The organism is Gemmatimonadales bacterium (assembly GCA_036500345.1).
Lineage (GTDB): Bacteria > Gemmatimonadota > Gemmatimonadetes > Gemmatimonadales > GWC2-71-9 > Palsa-1233.
Genome location: DASYCE010000032.1, coordinates 126,593 through 141,974, shown reverse-complemented (window position 1 = coordinate 141,974; position 15,382 = coordinate 126,593). Strand labels below are relative to the sequence as shown.

Genomic DNA, 15,382 nt, shown 5'->3' with positions numbered 1-15,382 from the left:
ATGCGCACGGTGGACCGACGCGTCGTTCGTGCCTCCCCTGCCGTCGTTTGGCGCCATGCGGTAGCAGTTGAGCGGTGGCCAGACATCCTTTCCCATTACCGGTGGGTCACCCGGGAGAGCGGTGACGCGGGGAGCGCCGGGACCGTCGAGATGGCGGCGTGGCGTCCGTTCGGCCTCTTTCGCTGGCCGACCTGGTGGCGGTCCGCGATGACGACCGATGCCGAGCGGCACCGGATCGGTTACCGCCACATCGGCGGGATGACGAAGGGAATGGATGTGCTCTGGACCATCGAGCCAACGCCGGAAGGATGGAGCGACGTGACGATCGTGCACGAGTGGAATGGCCCGCAGTGGCCGCTGATCGGCGGAATCGTGGCGAAGACGATCATCGGGCCGGTCTTCATCCACGGGATCGCGTCGCGCACGCTCGCAGGGATCGACCACGCCGCATCGGCCGGCGCGGTGGCCGATGACTGAGTCACGCCGTCGTGCGGTGATCACCGGGCTCGGACTGGTGACGCCGATCGGCATCGGCACCGACGCGGTGTGGCAGCGGCTGCACGAACCGCGCTCCGCGGTGCAATGCATCACGCGCTTCGACTCGTCGCCGTTTCGCTCGCACGTCGCGGCGCAGATCAACGACTTCGATCCGGTCGAGATGCTGTCGTCGAAGCAGGCACGCCGCACCGACCGCTGCTCGCAACTGGCCCTGGCCGCGGCACAGATGGCGATCGACGACGCGTCGCTCGATCTCGCCCGCGAACAACCCGATCGCGTCGGCGTCTTCGCCGGCACCGCGCTCGGCGGCGTCGGTTTTGCCGAGTTGGAGATGATGAAGTACACGACCGGCGGTCCGCGCGAAGTCGATCCGTTGCTCGCGCTCACCGTCTTCGGCGGCGCGATCTCGTGCAACATCGCGATCACGCATGGAGTCGTCGGCGTCAATTCCACCAACGCGATGAGCTGCGCCTCGGGAACGCTGGCGATCGGCAGCGCCCGCGATGCGATCGTCCGCGGCGACGCCGATGTGATGATCGCCGGCGGGAGCGAAGCACCGCTCTATCCGCTGTGCTACGGATCGTTCTCGCTGATCCGCGCCATGAGCACCCGCAACGCCGATCCCGCCACGGCATCGCGCCCGTTCGACATCGGCCGCGACGGCTTCGTAATGGCGGAAGGCGCGGGGTTCGTCGTGGTGGAGGAGCTGGAACGCGCCGTCTCGCGCGGCGCGCCGATCTACGCCGAGATCGCCGGCTTCGGACTCACCAACGACGCCTACCATATGACGCAGCCGCGCCCCGACGGGCGGGAGGCGATCCGTGCGATGCGGCTGGCGCTGGACAGCGCCGATTGCGCCCCGAACGACGTGGAGTGGGTCAACGCGCATGGGTCGTCGACGCCGCTCAACGACAGCACCGAGGCGCGCGCGATCCGCGAGGTCTTCGGCGACCATACCGATCGCCTCCCTGTCAGCGGGACGAAAGGTTGGCACGCGCACGCCCTGGGCGCGACCGGTGCGATCGAGACGGCGATCGTCTGCATGTCGATGCAGCGTGGCTGGATCCCGCCGACGCTCAACTGCATCGACCCCGACCCCGCCGGCGAGCTGCATCGCGTCCCGCCGTGCGGCCTCGAGCGCAGCCCCCGGGCGGTCCTCAAGAATTCGTTCGGCTTCGGCGGCTGCAACGCGACGCTCCTGCTTCGCGATCCGGGCGTGTAGATTCGCGGTTGTTCCCGCGAACCATCTACACCCTCGATCTGCAGGAGACCTGGCCTGATGCCAACCCTTGCCCGCCGGGCGATTGCCGAAATGCTCGGCACCGCGTTCCTCGTCTTCTTCGGCTGCGGCGTGATCGTCGCCGACTTCTTCCCCGGCGCCGGTTATCACGTCTTCGGGATCGCGATGGTGCATGCGATCATCCTGTCGATCGCGATCTCGGTCACGATGGATGTCTCGGGGGGGCAGCTCAATCCGGCGGTGACGCTGGGGTTGCTCGCCATCCGGAAGATCGATGGACGCGATGCGTTCGTCTACATCCTCTCGCAGCTGGTCGGTGCCCTCGTGGCGGCGTTCCTGGTGCGGAGCTTCCTCGCGCCGAACGTGGGCCATGTGGTCGCCTACGGCACGCCAACGCTCAATTCGACCATCACCCTCGGCAACGGCATCGTCCTCGAAGCGATCTTCGGCTTCCTGCTGATGTCGGGTGTGCTCGGGACGATCGTCGCGCGGAATGCGCCGCGGATCGCCGGGTTCGGCGTGGGGCTCACGCTGATTCCGATCATCATGGTGGGCGGACCGCTCACCGGTGGCGTGGCGAATCCGGCCCGCGCGATCGGGCCGGCGGTGATCAGCGGCACCTCGACGGCGCTGGCAGTGTGGATCATCGGGCCGATCGTTGGCGCAGTGCTCGCAGCACTGCTCTTTCAGTACGGGATCTGGGGGAAGGAAGAGATCGCGGGGTAGGGGCGGCTCAGTCCTGCGACGAACGGACAACGGCGCCGCGAGGATATTCTCTCGCGGCGCCGTTGCACGTTCAGCGGAATATCAGCGCCGATCTTCGGCCATGCCGCAGGACTCGTCCGCAACATTGAGCGGATTGGCGTCGAGAGGTTCGAATGCCGTAGCCGATCCTCCATTGGTATACCGCACCCAGAAATAGAAGTACGCGGGTGTCGGATTCTGCGACCAGTCATCGATCGTGCCGGAGGAGTTCGAAGTGCCGGTGGTGCCGGAGGTCTGCAGCGACGCGGTCGAGGGGTTATTGACGTTGTTGATGTAGATCTCCCAGGTCCAGCCCGTGGTCGATCCCGTCTTCGTCCACCCGAGAATCCAGTCGTTGAAGACTTTGTTGGTTGAGAATGTGCTGCACGAAGCGACAAAGAACGAGGTGATGACCGGGTCGCCGCCGGTTGTCGAGAACAGATCGGACTCCGTCTGCCACGAGCCCGAAATACCCTTGTGTATATGCTTGATGCGAACGTTGTAGGACATGCCCTTGGCGAGCGAACTCAACGTGTCTGCCGTGTTCGTCACCACGGTCGAATCAACCGTCACCCATGAAGCACCTGAAGTGTCCGCCTCGATCTGCACAACGGTGCGACCCCCGGCCGTTACGATGCCACTACCGTTGGTCCAGCTGATGATCGCGTGCGTCGAGTCGACGGAACTTGCCGCCAGCCCGCTCGGCGTCGGCACCCCGGCGACGGTGACCGAGAGTGGAATTGAGTCAGCGTCTTCGGGGATCCAGTTCCCGCTGTGCTGCGAAACCAGCCTGGCCCAGACTGAAACCGATCCGGCAGACGATGGAATCAGAGTGAAGCTCGGCCCTGCCGACGTCGCGCCCCCCGCAAGTGACGAATACCAGTTGAAATCATCGCTGCCGGTGGTCGAAATGCCGCCGCTGGCCGCGTCGTCTCCGTCGGCGAATGCGTAGATCGTCGGAATACTGAGACCGATTGTGTCTCCGAGCATCGGCGCGCTGGGTGAGGCTACGATCGACCCGCCAACTCCGGGGTCAAGGAGGTTCTCGATCTGATGCGGCGCACTATCGCGCTGCCCGAATGCGTATTTGAAGAATTCGATTTCGTGCATACAGAGTGGCCCGTTATTGAACAAGCCCCGGTCCGTATTCATCACGCAGTTGTTCGTCATGGCGGTTTGGAGATGGCCGGTTTCGCCGCCGAACCCAAGGGCATGTCCGAGTTCGTGCTGTAGCAGCAATGCGAGGTGGAGGCTATCCACAGTGATCGTCCCGTCGTCGCCCGACCCGCACGCGGCGCCCGCGAAAACGGTGATCGTGTCGGCGGAGGTCGCTCCGCAGAAGGAATTCGAGTTGCTGTGGACCGAACCGTCCGAGACGACGAAGATCGCTGCGGCAAACGGTGATCCACCGAAGGTAAAGAACGTCCGACTCTTTCCGCCCGCATCGGCATGCGCGCCGCCCCACAACGACTCGGCAACGGTAATCGCCGCTCCGATGCGCGCAAATCCGCTGAAGTCCTCGACGTTGATTCTCGAACCGTATGCGGCGATGGGGGTCACCACTGGATCGGTGGTCGCGTTGGCGCGCTTCCCCGGATGCAGGACAGCAGTCGTGTTCTTCGGAGCCGGCACGGCGTTGTCCGGATTGCATGCAACCACCCACGCGACAATCCCGAGTGCCAGAACGATTCCGAGCCGCCGCTGGAGCAGCTCAATTCCCCGGCGCATGCATTGCGCTATTCGCGCCGGTCCTGCCGGATGCTCATTGGTCACAGCGTCCTCGCTGTTGAAGGAGCGTGACGATATGCGCAACGCGTTATGCGCCGCTATGACGAATTGAGCCTATGACAGATTGATCGACCGATATGACCGCCTGAGCGGAATTACTTCCTTCCAGCTCTCCACAACGCGATCGTGTACCCCACCAGAATCACCGCCGCCACGATGTACGCCGCCGCGAGATAGTTGCCGTTATTCGGCATCGCGCATCTCCTCCGCCAGTCGTCGCAGCCCGATGCCGTACCGCGTGGTCACGAAGCCGACGTACAGCACGGTGAACGCCACCAGCGACAACAGCAGCGGCCGCAATAGCACCCAGGGCAACGGCGATTTCTGCGGCGCCATCAGCACCGGCATCGGATGCTGCGAGTTGAACAGGTACACCGTGAGATGAATGAACGGGACCAGCACCGTGCCCATGATTCCGATCACCGCACCGAAGCGCGCCCGCTCGATCGGATCGCGCAGCGACGAGCGCAGCGCGAAGTAACCCGCGAACAACAAATACAGCAGCAACGTGAACGTCAGCCGCGGATCCCAGACCCACCACGCGCCCCAGATCGTCTTCCCCCAGATCGGTCCGCTCAGCAGCAAAATTGCGCCAAAGACCATCCCGACCGTCGCCGACGCTTCGGCGAAGACGTCGAGCCTCCGATCGCCCAGCCAGAGGAAGAGTGCTCCCGTCACGCCGACCATGACGAACGACGTTTCCATCGCCCACGCCGACGGCGCGTGCACGTAGAGGATCTTGAAGGCGAGTCCCTGGTTCGCCTCGGGCGGCGTGAAGCCGAGCGAGAGGACGTAGACCGCGGCAACTCCGATCAGTCCCACGATCGTGATCACGCGGCCGCGAGTGATGACACGGTCGACATTGTTCCCCGATGTCACTGGTCGATCACCGCGGGAAAGAGGATGCTGGCCAGCGCAAGGAATGCGATGTCATAGAGTGCCAGCAATCTAAGCCAGCCAAAAAGCTCCCCTGCCGGCGCACCTTCGAGGAGTCGCACCGTCGCCTGCGCCGCGAAGAAGAGCGGCGGAATGACGAACGGCAGCAACAACACCGGCAGCAGGAGCTCGGCGAATCGCGTCCGCACCGCGATCGCCGAAAACAACGTCCCGGGTGCAGTGAATCCGATCGATGCGAGGATCGCCACGACACCGATGCCGAGGATTCTTGTGTCGGGCGCAACGTTGAAGAAGAGCACCCAGAGTGGAATCGCGACCAGTTCGACCACGAGCACCAGCGCCAGGTTCCCAAGCCACTTTCCCCAGAAGAGCGCCACGACGGGAATCGGTGCGAGGAGAATCCCCTCGAGGGCGCGATGCTCCCGCTCGAGGAGAAATGCGCGATTGAGCGTCACCACCGTCGCGAGGGCGAGCATCACCCAGAGCACCGTCGGCGCCACGTCGGCGAGCCGCACGCTCCCTTGGTCTCGGGCGAAGACGAAGATCACCAGCACCAGCACCGCGAACACCACGGCGCTGGTGAAGGCGGTGCGGTGTCGCCATTCGATCCGCAAATCCTTGCCGGCGATCGCCAGCACGGCACGACCGAACGTCATATGATCGCGCCGCGGTACGTTGCCGCGAACTCGTCAAGCGACGCCGGCCGCGGCCCATCGAAGACAACCATTCCGCGCGCCAGCACGACCACCCGTGTGGTGAGCTCCCAGATCTCGGCCGGTTGATGCGTGACGCAGACCACCGTCCGTTCGCGGGCGCGATCATCGGCGATCCTGCTTCGCAGCAGATCCGACGACGCGGCGTCGAGTCCGGTAAACGGTTCGTCGAGGAGGAGGAGCACCGGCGCATGCAGCGTGGCGCGCGCAATTGCGAGCCGCTGCTGTAACCCGTGCGACAGCGTCCCGGTGCGGGTGTCGGCCGCCTGCAACAGTCCCGCTGCATCGAGGAGTGCGGTGAGTTCGCGCTCCGATGACGCGATTCCGTGCAGTGTCGCCGCGAAACGCAGGTTCTCCCGCGCAGTGAGATCGTCGTACAGAAAGCTCTGATGGGAAAGAAATCCCACCGCGCTTCGAGCCGCCGGATTCCCGGCGAGAACGCGGTCGAGAATTCGCACCGAGCCGGTGTCGGCGCGCGACAACCCGGCGAGCGACCGGAGGAGCGTCGACTTCCCGGCGCCGTTCGGGCCGGCGAGGAGAACGACCTCGCCCGGACCGATCACGAGGTCGACCGACCGGAGCGCCCGGACCGCGCCGAAACGGCGGCCGAGCCCACGGACCTCGACGAGAGGGGTGCCGGTTGGGGTCATCTGCGGCGGAATTATAGTGGTGGAGAACGCGGCTGATCAGCGCGAAAGGGCGTGGTGGCGCCCCTCCCGATCACTCCTCGGCGGCGAAGACGAAGAGGTCGTCGAGCTTGGTGAGGACCAGGAGGAACTGGATCTCGGCGCCGACGTTGCTCAGCACCACGCGCTGGCGGCGCTCGGTCGCGTGCCGATGGATCATCACCAGTGCGCTCAGCCCCGACGAATCGATCTCGCGGGTCTGCGCCAGGTCGATCACCAGTTGGCCACGCCCCGCGCCCATTTCGTCGAGCAGGACGTTGGCCTGCTCGCGAAATCCCTCACGGGTCGCAAGTCCGAGGTTTTCTGGTGCGAACAGCACCCGATTCTGGGGCTGTACGGTCGACACGGTCAAAGGGCCTCCACCCCGCTGGTATGGCCCAAAACAGCAAGGGCCTTGCCAATGGGGCGCGGCAATCGGCAGGGTGACCGGAACCGGGATGACTGTGGCAACGGCGCATCGGTCCGACCCCTGCCATATCGCCGCCCCGTGCCGATCCTTGCCGCCCCACCGTCCCCCCTCACCCCCTTTTCCTCCGCCCGGCCCGGCCGCACCTTCCTCTGATGACAGACCAACTCGATACCCTGCTGACCGAAGAGCGGCGTTTTCCGCCCTCACCGGCATTCGCCGCCAAGGCGCAGGCGACCGCCGCGACCTACACCGCGGCGCGCACCGATCGGATCGGCTTCTGGGCCGCGCAGGCCGCAGAACTCGAATGGTTCACTCCCTGGCACACCGTCCTCGACTGGAATCCACCGCACGCCAGGTGGTTCCTCGGTGGACAGCTCAACGCGTCGGTGAGCTGCCTCGACCGCCATCTCACCGGGAGCAAGCGCGATCAGGCGGCGCTTCTCTGGGAGGGTGAGCGCGGCGATCGCCGCGTCCTCACCTATGCCCAGCTGCACGCCGACGTCTGCCGCGCGGCGAACGCCTTGCGCGCCCTGGGCGTCAAGCGCGGCGACCGCGTCGCGATCTACCTCCCGATGATCCCGGAGGCGGCGATCGCGATGCTCGCATGCGCCCGGATCGGCGCGGTGCACTCGGTGGTGTTCGGCGGCTTCTCCGCGGAGTCGCTGCGCGATCGGATCAACGACGCCGAAGCGGTCTGCTGCATCACCGCCGACGGCGGCTTTCGCCGAGGCCAGGTGGTGCCGCTCAAGAAATTTGCCGACGAAGCACTGGCAGAATGCCCGACGATTCGGCATTGCCTCGTGGTGCAGCGCGGCGGCGACATCGATCCGGCGGCATGTCCGATGACTGCGGGACGCGATCTCTGGTGGCATGTTGCGATTGACGCGCAATCGGCGCAGTGCGAACCGGAGCGGATGGATGCGGAGGATCTCCTCTTCATCCTCTACACATCGGGGACCACGGGGAAGCCGAAGGGGATTGTTCACACCACCGGCGGATATCTCACCCAGGTTGCCGCGACGACGAAGTACGTCTTCGATCTCCGCGACGGCGACGTCTTCTGGTGCACCGCCGACATCGGCTGGGTCACCGGGCATTCGTATGTCGTCTACGGCCCGCTGGCGTGCGGCACCACGGTGGTGATGTATGAAGGTGCACCAGACTGGCCGGAGCGCGACCGCTTCTGGGAGATCTGTGAGCGTTATCAAGTCACGATTCTCTACACCGCGCCGACGGCGATCCGCGCGTTCATGAAGTGGGGGACCGAGCATCCCGCGAAACACGACCTCTCGTCGCTGCGCCTCCTGGGCTCTGTTGGCGAGCCGATCAACCCCGAAGCGTGGATCTGGTATCACGAACAGATCGGCGGCGGCCGCTGTCCCGTGGTCGATACCTGGTGGCAGACCGAGACCGGCGGCATCATGATCACGCCCCTCCCTGGTGTGATCACCACCAAACCGGGATCGGCGACGGTGCCGTTTCCGGGGATCGATGCAGAACTGGTCGATTCAAGTGGCAGGCCGATGGCACAGGGCGGCGGGTTTCTGACGCTCACGTCGCCGTGGCCGGGGATGCTTCGCACCATCTATCGCGACGACCAGCGATACCAGGACACCTACTGGAGCCGATTCCCGGGACGCTACTTCGCCGGCGACGGCGCGAAGCTCGACGAAGACGGCTACTGGTGGATCCTCGGCCGCGTCGACGACGTGCTCAACGTCGCCGGCCACCGGATCGGGACGATGGAAGTGGAGAGTGCCCTGGTCGATCACCCCGCCGTGGCAGAAGCGGCGGTGGTCGGAAAGGCGCACGAGCTCAAGGGACAGGCGCTCGCGGCGTTCGTGATCATCAAGGACGGTCGCGCCATGACGCCCGAGCTCGCCGACGAATTGCGCAAGCACGTCGCCACCAAGATCGGTGCGATCGCACGGCCGGACGACATCATCTTCGCCGCCGACCTGCCGAAGACGCGTTCAGGAAAGATCATGCGCCGGCTGCTGCGCGACGTGGCGGAGGGACGGGCCCTGGGCGACACCACCACCCTCGCGGATCCCAAGGTGGTGGCGAAGTTGAAGGAGCAGTACGAAGACAAGGAATAGCGCATCGGAGATGGACGTGGGCCAAGCAAGGGCGTTGGCCCGCGACCACTACATCCCTGCTATTTGGTGAGCCCTGCCAACCCAATCCGCCATTCCGTCGTGGTCTGATCCCAGCTGACCCGGTACGCCGTCGGATAATACCCGCTGATGGCGCGTTCGGTGGCGCTCGCTACCGGCACTGAGTCGTTCGGATCGGTCAGGAGATAGGCGCGCGTCACCATCGGTTCGAAGAAGGTGAATTGGCCGTTCCACGATCCCGTGATGAAGGTCCGCGTAAACGCCTGGCCGTGGAATTCCGGGGCGTTTGAGTCGGTCCAGTGCAGGCCCATGTGTGGAATTGCGTTCGCCGGAGGGTCGGCAACGTAGCCGGCCAGACGGAAGTCGGCGGTCGGCAGATTGGCGGCCTTGGTGGCAAAGGACGGATCCGAGAGATCGATGGCGTTTCGGTCCGCCAGCGATTGCATGTAGAAGTGGAAGTCGAAATGCGGCACGGTGTACACCATCGGCGGCGGATGGCCCGTCGGGTTCCAGTTCAATCCCACCACCTGGTACTGCGTCGTGTTGCCAGCCGGAAGCGGTAGGAGATACTCGTAGCCGCCCATCTGGGGTGCGGTCGGCAGGCCGTCCAGCGCGCCCTGACTCAGCGCCACTCCCAACTCGATCGGCGTGCCGTTCCGCAGCACGAGATACGACCGGGCGATGCCGTTGCCCACCGTGACGGTAGTCCCGTACTGAGTCACGGGAGCCTGATCGGTGGCGGAGTCTCCGGAACACGCGATCGTGATGATGGCGGTTGCCACGGCGAGCACACCGGCAGCGACACGTGTTGCCGCCGCGGATTTCTGATTCCTGGTCATGAACCCCTCCCTGCGCGGAGACCGGCATCGACGGATGGGCCTGGATCGCACCGATGCCGGCCGCGGACCGGATCCAGACGGAATGGCAACGAAATGTCACAATGACACTGTTGTGCCATTTGCGGCCAAGTTTACGTTTCGTCCCGGTCCCCGTCAAGCCGGAGCCATCGATGTCCCGATCATCAAGTGGGGGTGGCAACGTTTCTCCGGCGGACCCGCGCGGCGGCCAGAAACGGCGCACCCGGGGCGCACTGCTGGCGACCGCAGCGCGGCTCATCGCCATGGGGCAGACGCCGTCGGTGACCGAAGTGGCCGATGCCGCCGACATCTCGCGGCGCACCGCCTATCGGTATTTCCCGACACAGGACCAGCTGCTGGTCGAAGCCGCGCTCGAGGGGCTGCGACCTGAAGTGGAAACCGCCGTCGCGGCCGCCCTGCCGGCAACGACCACCGCGCTGAACGATATCGAACAGGCTGAGCTGCAACTGGCCGCCACGGTGCACGTGATGCATCGCCTCGCGGTGGAGCACGCCGCGCTGCTGCGAACGATGATTCGGCTCACCACCGGGCGGACGACCGGAACCCGCCCGGTCCGCGGCTATCGTCGCATCGAATGGCTGACGTCAGCCGTCTCGCCCGTGCGCGCTCGACTCGGCCACCGGCGGTTCGCCCGGCTGATATCGGCCCTGGTTTCGTGCGTCGGGATGGATTCGCTCTTTCTGCTGCAGGACACTCAGGGCTTGACACCCGCTGCCGCCGAGCGGGTGACGCTCTGGACCGCGCAGGCACTGCTGGCGGCCAGCGTGGCAGAGGCGGAACGCGACAGATGAATGCTGACGAAGAGGAGATCCACGGTATCATCGCACAACAGGCGGCCGCCTGGACCCGGGGCGATGCGGACGGTTACGGCGCGGCCTGCAGCGACGACGTCGGCTTCACGAATATCCTCGGCATGCGGTGGGAAACCCGCGCGGGGTTCAACCAGCGCCATGCCGAGATGTTCCGGAACGTCTTTTCCGGCAGCCGGCTTTCGATCGTCGTCGAACGACTGCGGTTCCACGGTTCGACAGTGGCCGTCGCGGAATTGCTGACCGAGCTGAGCGATTTTCGCGGACTTCCGCCTGGAATTCCGGCCGATGCCGATGGCCGCCTGCGAACGAGGATGTTGGAGGTGTTCGTGAAATCGGGCGGCGCGTGGGCGATCGTGGCGTGCCACAACACTGCGGTTCGCGAACGCCCCGACCAGCCGCGGGCTCGGGTCACCGGCTAGAGCCCGCGCTCGGCCCGCGCCCTCTTCGTCTCAGACCTGGATCTGTGCTCCTAACTCCACCACCCGATTCGGCGGCAGGCGGAAGAACGACGCGGCACTGATCGCATTGCGGCTCATGATCGCGAACAACTCCGCTCGCCATGCCGGCATCGTCCCCGGCGGCCGTCGCGACCCCGGCGGTCTCGGCGGAACAATCAGCGTCTCGCGCCCGAGGTAGAAGGTCACGTCGTGAAGGTTGAGCGACGGTGTCGCCCTCCCGTCCTCGTGCAGGTATGGTGCAACCGCTTGCAGCAGCTGCGGCACGTTGAACGACTCCATGAAGCCGTACTGCGCCTTCACCTGGTAGAACCCCGCACCACGCGATTCCACCTGGACCCGCTCGCCGTCGTCCACCTGCGGGATCTCCTGCGACGCCAGCGTCATCAGGATCACTGTCTCGTGCAGGATCTTGTTGTGCTTGAGATGATGCAGCATCACCGGCGGCGCCACGTTCGGGATCGACGTCATGAAGACCGCGATACCGGGGACACGAGTCGGCTTGCGGCGCTCGATGTCGGGGATGAAGAGATCGAGCGGCAGCGAGCTCTCGGTCAGGATCGACGTGACCTGCTGCCGGCCGCGCCGCCACGTGCTCATCAGCAGGTAGACCACCGCCGCCGCCGCGAGCGGGAACCACCCTCCCTCGTAGAACTTCACCATGTTCGCGCCGAAGAAGGTGATGTCGACGACGAGGAAGACCGAGGTGAGCGCCGCGACCTGCCACATCGGCCAGTGCCAGAGTTTCCGTTCAACGACCGCAAAGAGGATGGTGGTGATCATCATCGTCCCGGTGACCGCCACGCCGTACGTTGCGGCGAGCGCATCCGACGACCCGAAGACGAGCACCAGCACCACGCACGCGACCCAGAGCGCGCCGTTGATCCCCGGCATGAAGATCTGTCCGATCGCCGTCCGCGACGTGTGCACCAGCCGCATGCGCGGCACGAACCCGAGCTGCATCGCCTGCTGCGTCAGCGAAAACGCCCCGGAGATCAGTGCCTGCGACGCAATCACCGCCGCGATCGTCGCGATCATCACCATCGGATAGAGTGCCCACTGCGGCACCAGCGAGAAGAACGGATTGACCGCCGCATGGGGATCGTGCAGCAGGAGCGCGCCCTGGCCCAGATAGTTGAGCGACAGCGCCGGGAGGACGAGTCCCCACCACGCCATTCGGATCGGGCGGCGGCCGAAGTGGCCGAGATCGGCATAGAGCGCTTCGCCGCCGGTCACCACGAGAAAGACCGACCCGAGCACGAAGACACTGCGGAAGCCGGTATGCCGGAAGTATTCCAGCGCATATCCGGGATTGATCGCTGCAATGACGCCGGGATCTCGCGACAGGCCGTAGATACCGAGCGCGCCGATGCAGACGAACCAGAGGACCATCAGCGGACCGAACACCGCACCGACGCCGGCGGTGCCGCGCTTCTGCATCCAGAAGAGGCCGGAGAGGATCACCACGGTGATCGGGATCACGAATCGCTGGAACGCCGGCGTCGCGATGTGAATCCCTTCGACCGCCGACAGCACCGAGATCGCCGGCGTGATGACGCCGTCGCCGTAGAGGAGTGCCGCGCCGAAGAGTCCCAGGATCAGGAGGATCTCACGCCTGTGCCCCGACTTTCCCTTGGGGCGCACCAGCGCGAGGAGCGCGAGAATTCCTCCCTCGCCACGATTGTCGGCGCGGAGGACCATGGCGATGTACTTGAACGAGACGATGAAGTTGAGTGCCCAGAAGACCAGCGAGAGGACGCCGAGGACGTTGTCCCGCGTCAGCGGAACAGCGTGGTCACCATTGAAGCATTCCTTGAGCGAGTAGAGCGGCGACGTCCCGATATCGCCGTACACCACGCCCAACGCCGCCAGGGCGAGTCCCGCCGGGACTTTCCCCGACGGGTCAGCGGAATCGGTGCTCACTGCCCTGTTGTGCTCGCGGTGCCCGCCGTCGTTTGAGGTCCCAGCGCCGTGAGCGAATCGACGATCTTGACCAGCCGGTCGCTGCCGACGCCGACATAGAGGTGCTTGTCGATCAGGAAGGTCGGGGTACCGGTGACACCGAGCTTGACCCCTTCGTCATACGAGGCCTGGATGCGGCCGGCGTATTTCGCCGACTTCATGCACGCCTCCCAGCTGGCGACATCGACGCCGGCCTGGCGCACGATATCCCTGATCGTCGACATCGGATTGGAATGGAACGCCCAGTCGGCCTGGCGCTGGAAGAGCGATCCCTTGACCTCCCAGAACTTCCCCTGATCGTTGGCACACGCCGCGGCGTGGGCGGCGACGCGGCTCTGATCGCCCTCGATCGGGAAATCGCGGAAGCGCAGCCGTGCCTTGCCGTTGTCGATCAGGCGCGCCTTCACGTCCGGAAACTGCACCTGGTCGAAATCGGCGCAGTGGGGACACTGGAAGTCGGCGTACTCGGTGATCTCGATCGGCGCGCTCGGCAGGCCCAGCTCGTAGCCATGGAACCCGGAGGTGTCGCCTGCTGTTACCACCACGTTGGCGGGAATCGAGATCGCAGGATGGCTCACGATCCGGGAAACAATGAACGCGGCACCGCCGATGGCAATGACCGCGAGGGCGATGTAGAACTGTTTCTGGCCGGACGCCATGCTGCCTCAATCGCGATGGCCGGCGAGCGCAGGACCCCGGATGGGATCGCGGCGGCCAACGCGCGGAAACCTTCGATGATGCCGCGCTCGCGCCGGAAAAGAACTGCATCGGCGCCGACGGCAATCTAACGTCCGCGAGGGCGGAATTGCCCCGAGGTACCTCGATTCTCTATATTATTGTGCCGAGCAAAATGCGAGACTGGGGCACCGACGCCCTGAACAACCCATGAAGGAAGGTCGATTGACGAAGAAGAAGGCGGCCCCCCGTACCCCGTCGATGCCGACGGCACTGGATCAGGCACGCGACGAGCTGTTCAGTCACATCCTGCGCTGCGGCGTCCTCGAAGCCGCGGCCGAGCACCAGAAGGAGTGGTTGGACGACACCATGCAGTACATCGCCGAGCGGTATTCCGACCTGAAGCCGGAAGAACTGGCCCAGGTCCGGGTCCTTGGCGATCGCTTCTGCCAGCCGGTGGTGAAACGGGCCCAGGTGCCCGAGCCGGAACCGGTCGAGGTGGGCCAGGAGTAACGACGACGGGCCGCCATCTGGCGGCCCGTTCTGCTAGTCGATGACGATGTCGGTCCGGATCGGAATATCCGGATTGAGCGAGAGCAGCACGCTGCAGTACTTCTGCACCGACAAGTCGACCGCCTGCCGCGCCGCAGCCTCGGTCAGCCCTTCGCCCGACAACACGAATCGCAACGAAATCTCGAGGAAGCGCCGCGGATACTCCTCGGCGCGGCGTCCGCCTACCTCGACATGGAAGCGTGTGATCTTGATCCGCTTCTTTTCGAGAATGCTCACCACATCCGCGCCGGAACACGCCCCTGCCGCACAGAGCAGCGTGGTGACTGGTGACGTCGATTCCTTCCCGTCGCCGTCGAGGAGGATCTGCGGGCCGCCGGGCGCGCCCGCGGTGAAACGCAAGCCACCAATCCAGTCGAGGTCGGCGTACCGCTTGTGATCGTCGGTCATCGCGTCTTGAGCTTCCTGAAAAACGGTTGGTGATAATCATAAATGGCGTAGAGCGCCACAGCCGCGGTTGCCCACGCGAATCGCCGCACGAGATTGAGCTGGAGCACGAAGAGCACGAGCGTCACCATCTGCAGCAGCGTCACCGCTTTCCCACCGAGGCGCGCAGGCACCGCCGTCGCCTTCCCCGTGATGATCGTGATGACAAAGGCGACCGTCGCGATGATATCGCGCGCCAGCACGCCAACGACTTCGAACCAGGTGAGCTGTCCTGACGCCCAGACCACGGCGAACGCCACCGTGACGAAGAGCTTGTCGGCGATCGGATCGAGCACAGCACCGATGTGCGACCCGCCGAAGCGGCGCGCCACCCAGCCGTCGCCGAGATCGGTCGCCGCCGCGACGCCGAGAATCGCGAGGCGGACCGGCACGCTCGTCACCAGCGGAAAGGCGATCGCCAGCGGAATCCTGACGAGGGTGATCGCGTCCGCGGTGGAGAACGACGAGGGTTGACGGTGCACCGCCGTCTGCGCGGGAGTCATGGCGCCAAA

19 protein-coding genes are annotated in these 15,382 nt (G+C 65.2%); 9 read left to right on the top strand and 10 right to left on the bottom strand.

The window, feature by feature from the left end:
* The 3 genes from VGM20_15010 to VGM20_15000 are packed head-to-tail and all read left to right on the top strand — an operon-like array spanning position 1 to position 2,464.
* Positions 1 to 477, top strand: coding sequence for an SRPBCC family protein (locus VGM20_15010; protein ID HEY4102178.1), 477 nt, complete (start codon positions 1 to 3; stop codon positions 475 to 477).
* Positions 470 to 1,720, top strand: a complete 1,251-nt coding sequence (locus VGM20_15005; GenBank protein ID HEY4102177.1) for a beta-ketoacyl-[acyl-carrier-protein] synthase family protein — start codon at positions 470 to 472, stop codon at positions 1,718 to 1,720. Before VGM20_15010 ends, VGM20_15005 begins: the two co-directional genes overlap by 8 nt.
* 57 nt (positions 1,721 to 1,777) lie before the next feature.
* The gene (locus VGM20_15000) at positions 1,778 to 2,464 is read left to right on the top strand and encodes an aquaporin (protein ID HEY4102176.1); all 687 of its coding nucleotides are present in this window, start codon (positions 1,778 to 1,780) and stop codon (positions 2,462 to 2,464) included.
* 81 nt (positions 2,465 to 2,545) lie between these two features.
* Here VGM20_15000 and VGM20_14995 read toward each other — a convergent pair whose 3' ends face one another.
* Positions 2,546 to 3,472, bottom strand: coding sequence for a fibronectin type III domain-containing protein (locus VGM20_14995; protein HEY4102175.1), 927 nt, complete (start codon positions 3,470 to 3,472; stop codon positions 2,546 to 2,548).
* Between the two features lie 63 nt (positions 3,473 to 3,535).
* On the opposite strand from VGM20_14995, the gene VGM20_14990 reads away from it, so the two are divergent.
* Both VGM20_14990 and VGM20_14985 read left to right on the top strand, forming a co-directional pair.
* Entirely contained in the window at positions 3,536 to 3,715 is a 180-nt protein-coding gene (locus VGM20_14990; protein ID HEY4102174.1) for a hypothetical protein, read from the top strand.
* Positions 3,716 to 3,743: 28 nt separating this feature from the next.
* Entirely contained in the window at positions 3,744 to 4,322 is a 579-nt protein-coding gene (locus tag VGM20_14985; protein ID HEY4102173.1) for a hypothetical protein, read from the top strand.
* Between the two features lie 131 nt (positions 4,323 to 4,453).
* On the opposite strand, the gene ccsA is transcribed toward VGM20_14985, so the two are convergent.
* The 4 genes from ccsA to VGM20_14965 all read right to left on the bottom strand — a co-directional run bounded on the left by ccsA (position 4,454) and on the right by VGM20_14965 (position 6,912).
* Positions 4,454 to 5,149 (bottom strand): cytochrome c biogenesis protein CcsA, encoded by a 696-nt coding sequence (ccsA, locus tag VGM20_14980; GenBank protein HEY4102172.1) that lies wholly within the window; start codon positions 5,147 to 5,149, stop codon positions 4,454 to 4,456.
* Complete coding sequence (locus VGM20_14975) at positions 5,146 to 5,823, bottom strand: heme exporter protein CcmB (protein HEY4102171.1); 678 nt, start codon at positions 5,821 to 5,823, stop codon at positions 5,146 to 5,148. Before VGM20_14975 ends, ccsA begins: the two co-directional genes overlap by 4 nt.
* Entirely contained in the window at positions 5,820 to 6,530 is a 711-nt protein-coding gene (gene ccmA, locus VGM20_14970; GenBank protein HEY4102170.1) for a heme ABC exporter ATP-binding protein CcmA, read from the bottom strand. The genes VGM20_14975 and ccmA overlap by 4 nt, the downstream gene beginning before the upstream one ends.
* A gap of 70 nt (positions 6,531 to 6,600) precedes the next feature.
* The gene (locus VGM20_14965) at positions 6,601 to 6,912 is read right to left on the bottom strand and encodes an STAS domain-containing protein (protein ID HEY4102169.1); all 312 of its coding nucleotides are present in this window, start codon (positions 6,910 to 6,912) and stop codon (positions 6,601 to 6,603) included.
* A 215-nt stretch (positions 6,913 to 7,127) separates the two neighbouring features.
* On the opposite strand from VGM20_14965, the gene acs reads away from it, so the two are divergent.
* Entirely contained in the window at positions 7,128 to 9,074 is a 1,947-nt protein-coding gene (acs, locus tag VGM20_14960) for an acetate--CoA ligase (GenBank protein HEY4102168.1), read from the top strand.
* Between the two features lie 59 nt (positions 9,075 to 9,133).
* Here acs and VGM20_14955 read toward each other — a convergent pair whose 3' ends face one another.
* Positions 9,134 to 9,931, bottom strand: coding sequence for a DUF5602 domain-containing protein (locus VGM20_14955; GenBank protein HEY4102167.1), 798 nt, complete (start codon positions 9,929 to 9,931; stop codon positions 9,134 to 9,136).
* Positions 9,932 to 10,101: 170 nt separating this feature from the next.
* On the opposite strand from VGM20_14955, the gene VGM20_14950 reads away from it, so the two are divergent.
* Positions 10,102 to 10,761, top strand: a complete 660-nt coding sequence (locus VGM20_14950; protein HEY4102166.1) for a helix-turn-helix domain-containing protein — start codon at positions 10,102 to 10,104, stop codon at positions 10,759 to 10,761.
* Positions 10,758 to 11,201: an SgcJ/EcaC family oxidoreductase gene (locus tag VGM20_14945; GenBank protein ID HEY4102165.1), complete on the top strand. Its 444-nt coding sequence runs from the start codon at positions 10,758 to 10,760 to the stop codon at positions 11,199 to 11,201. The genes VGM20_14950 and VGM20_14945 overlap by 4 nt, the downstream gene beginning before the upstream one ends.
* A gap of 30 nt (positions 11,202 to 11,231) precedes the next feature.
* Here the strand turns inward: VGM20_14945 and VGM20_14940 are convergent, their stop codons facing one another.
* Both VGM20_14940 and VGM20_14935 read right to left on the bottom strand, forming a co-directional pair.
* Positions 11,232 to 13,160: a potassium transporter Kup gene (locus VGM20_14940; protein ID HEY4102164.1), complete on the bottom strand. Its 1,929-nt coding sequence runs from the start codon at positions 13,158 to 13,160 to the stop codon at positions 11,232 to 11,234.
* Complete coding sequence (locus VGM20_14935) at positions 13,157 to 13,858, bottom strand: thioredoxin domain-containing protein (protein HEY4102163.1); 702 nt, start codon at positions 13,856 to 13,858, stop codon at positions 13,157 to 13,159. Before VGM20_14935 ends, VGM20_14940 begins: the two co-directional genes overlap by 4 nt.
* 241 nt (positions 13,859 to 14,099) lie before the next feature.
* Between VGM20_14935 and VGM20_14930 the strand changes: the two genes are divergently transcribed.
* Positions 14,100 to 14,387, top strand: coding sequence for a hypothetical protein (locus tag VGM20_14930; GenBank protein ID HEY4102162.1), 288 nt, complete (start codon positions 14,100 to 14,102; stop codon positions 14,385 to 14,387).
* A 33-nt stretch (positions 14,388 to 14,420) separates the two neighbouring features.
* Here VGM20_14930 and VGM20_14925 read toward each other — a convergent pair whose 3' ends face one another.
* Positions 14,421 to 14,834, bottom strand: a complete 414-nt coding sequence (locus VGM20_14925; GenBank protein ID HEY4102161.1) for an OsmC family protein — start codon at positions 14,832 to 14,834, stop codon at positions 14,421 to 14,423.
* Positions 14,831 to 15,373, bottom strand: a complete 543-nt coding sequence (locus VGM20_14920; protein ID HEY4102160.1) for a CDP-alcohol phosphatidyltransferase family protein — start codon at positions 15,371 to 15,373, stop codon at positions 14,831 to 14,833. Before VGM20_14920 ends, VGM20_14925 begins: the two co-directional genes overlap by 4 nt.
* Positions 15,374 to 15,382 lie beyond the last annotated feature (9 nt).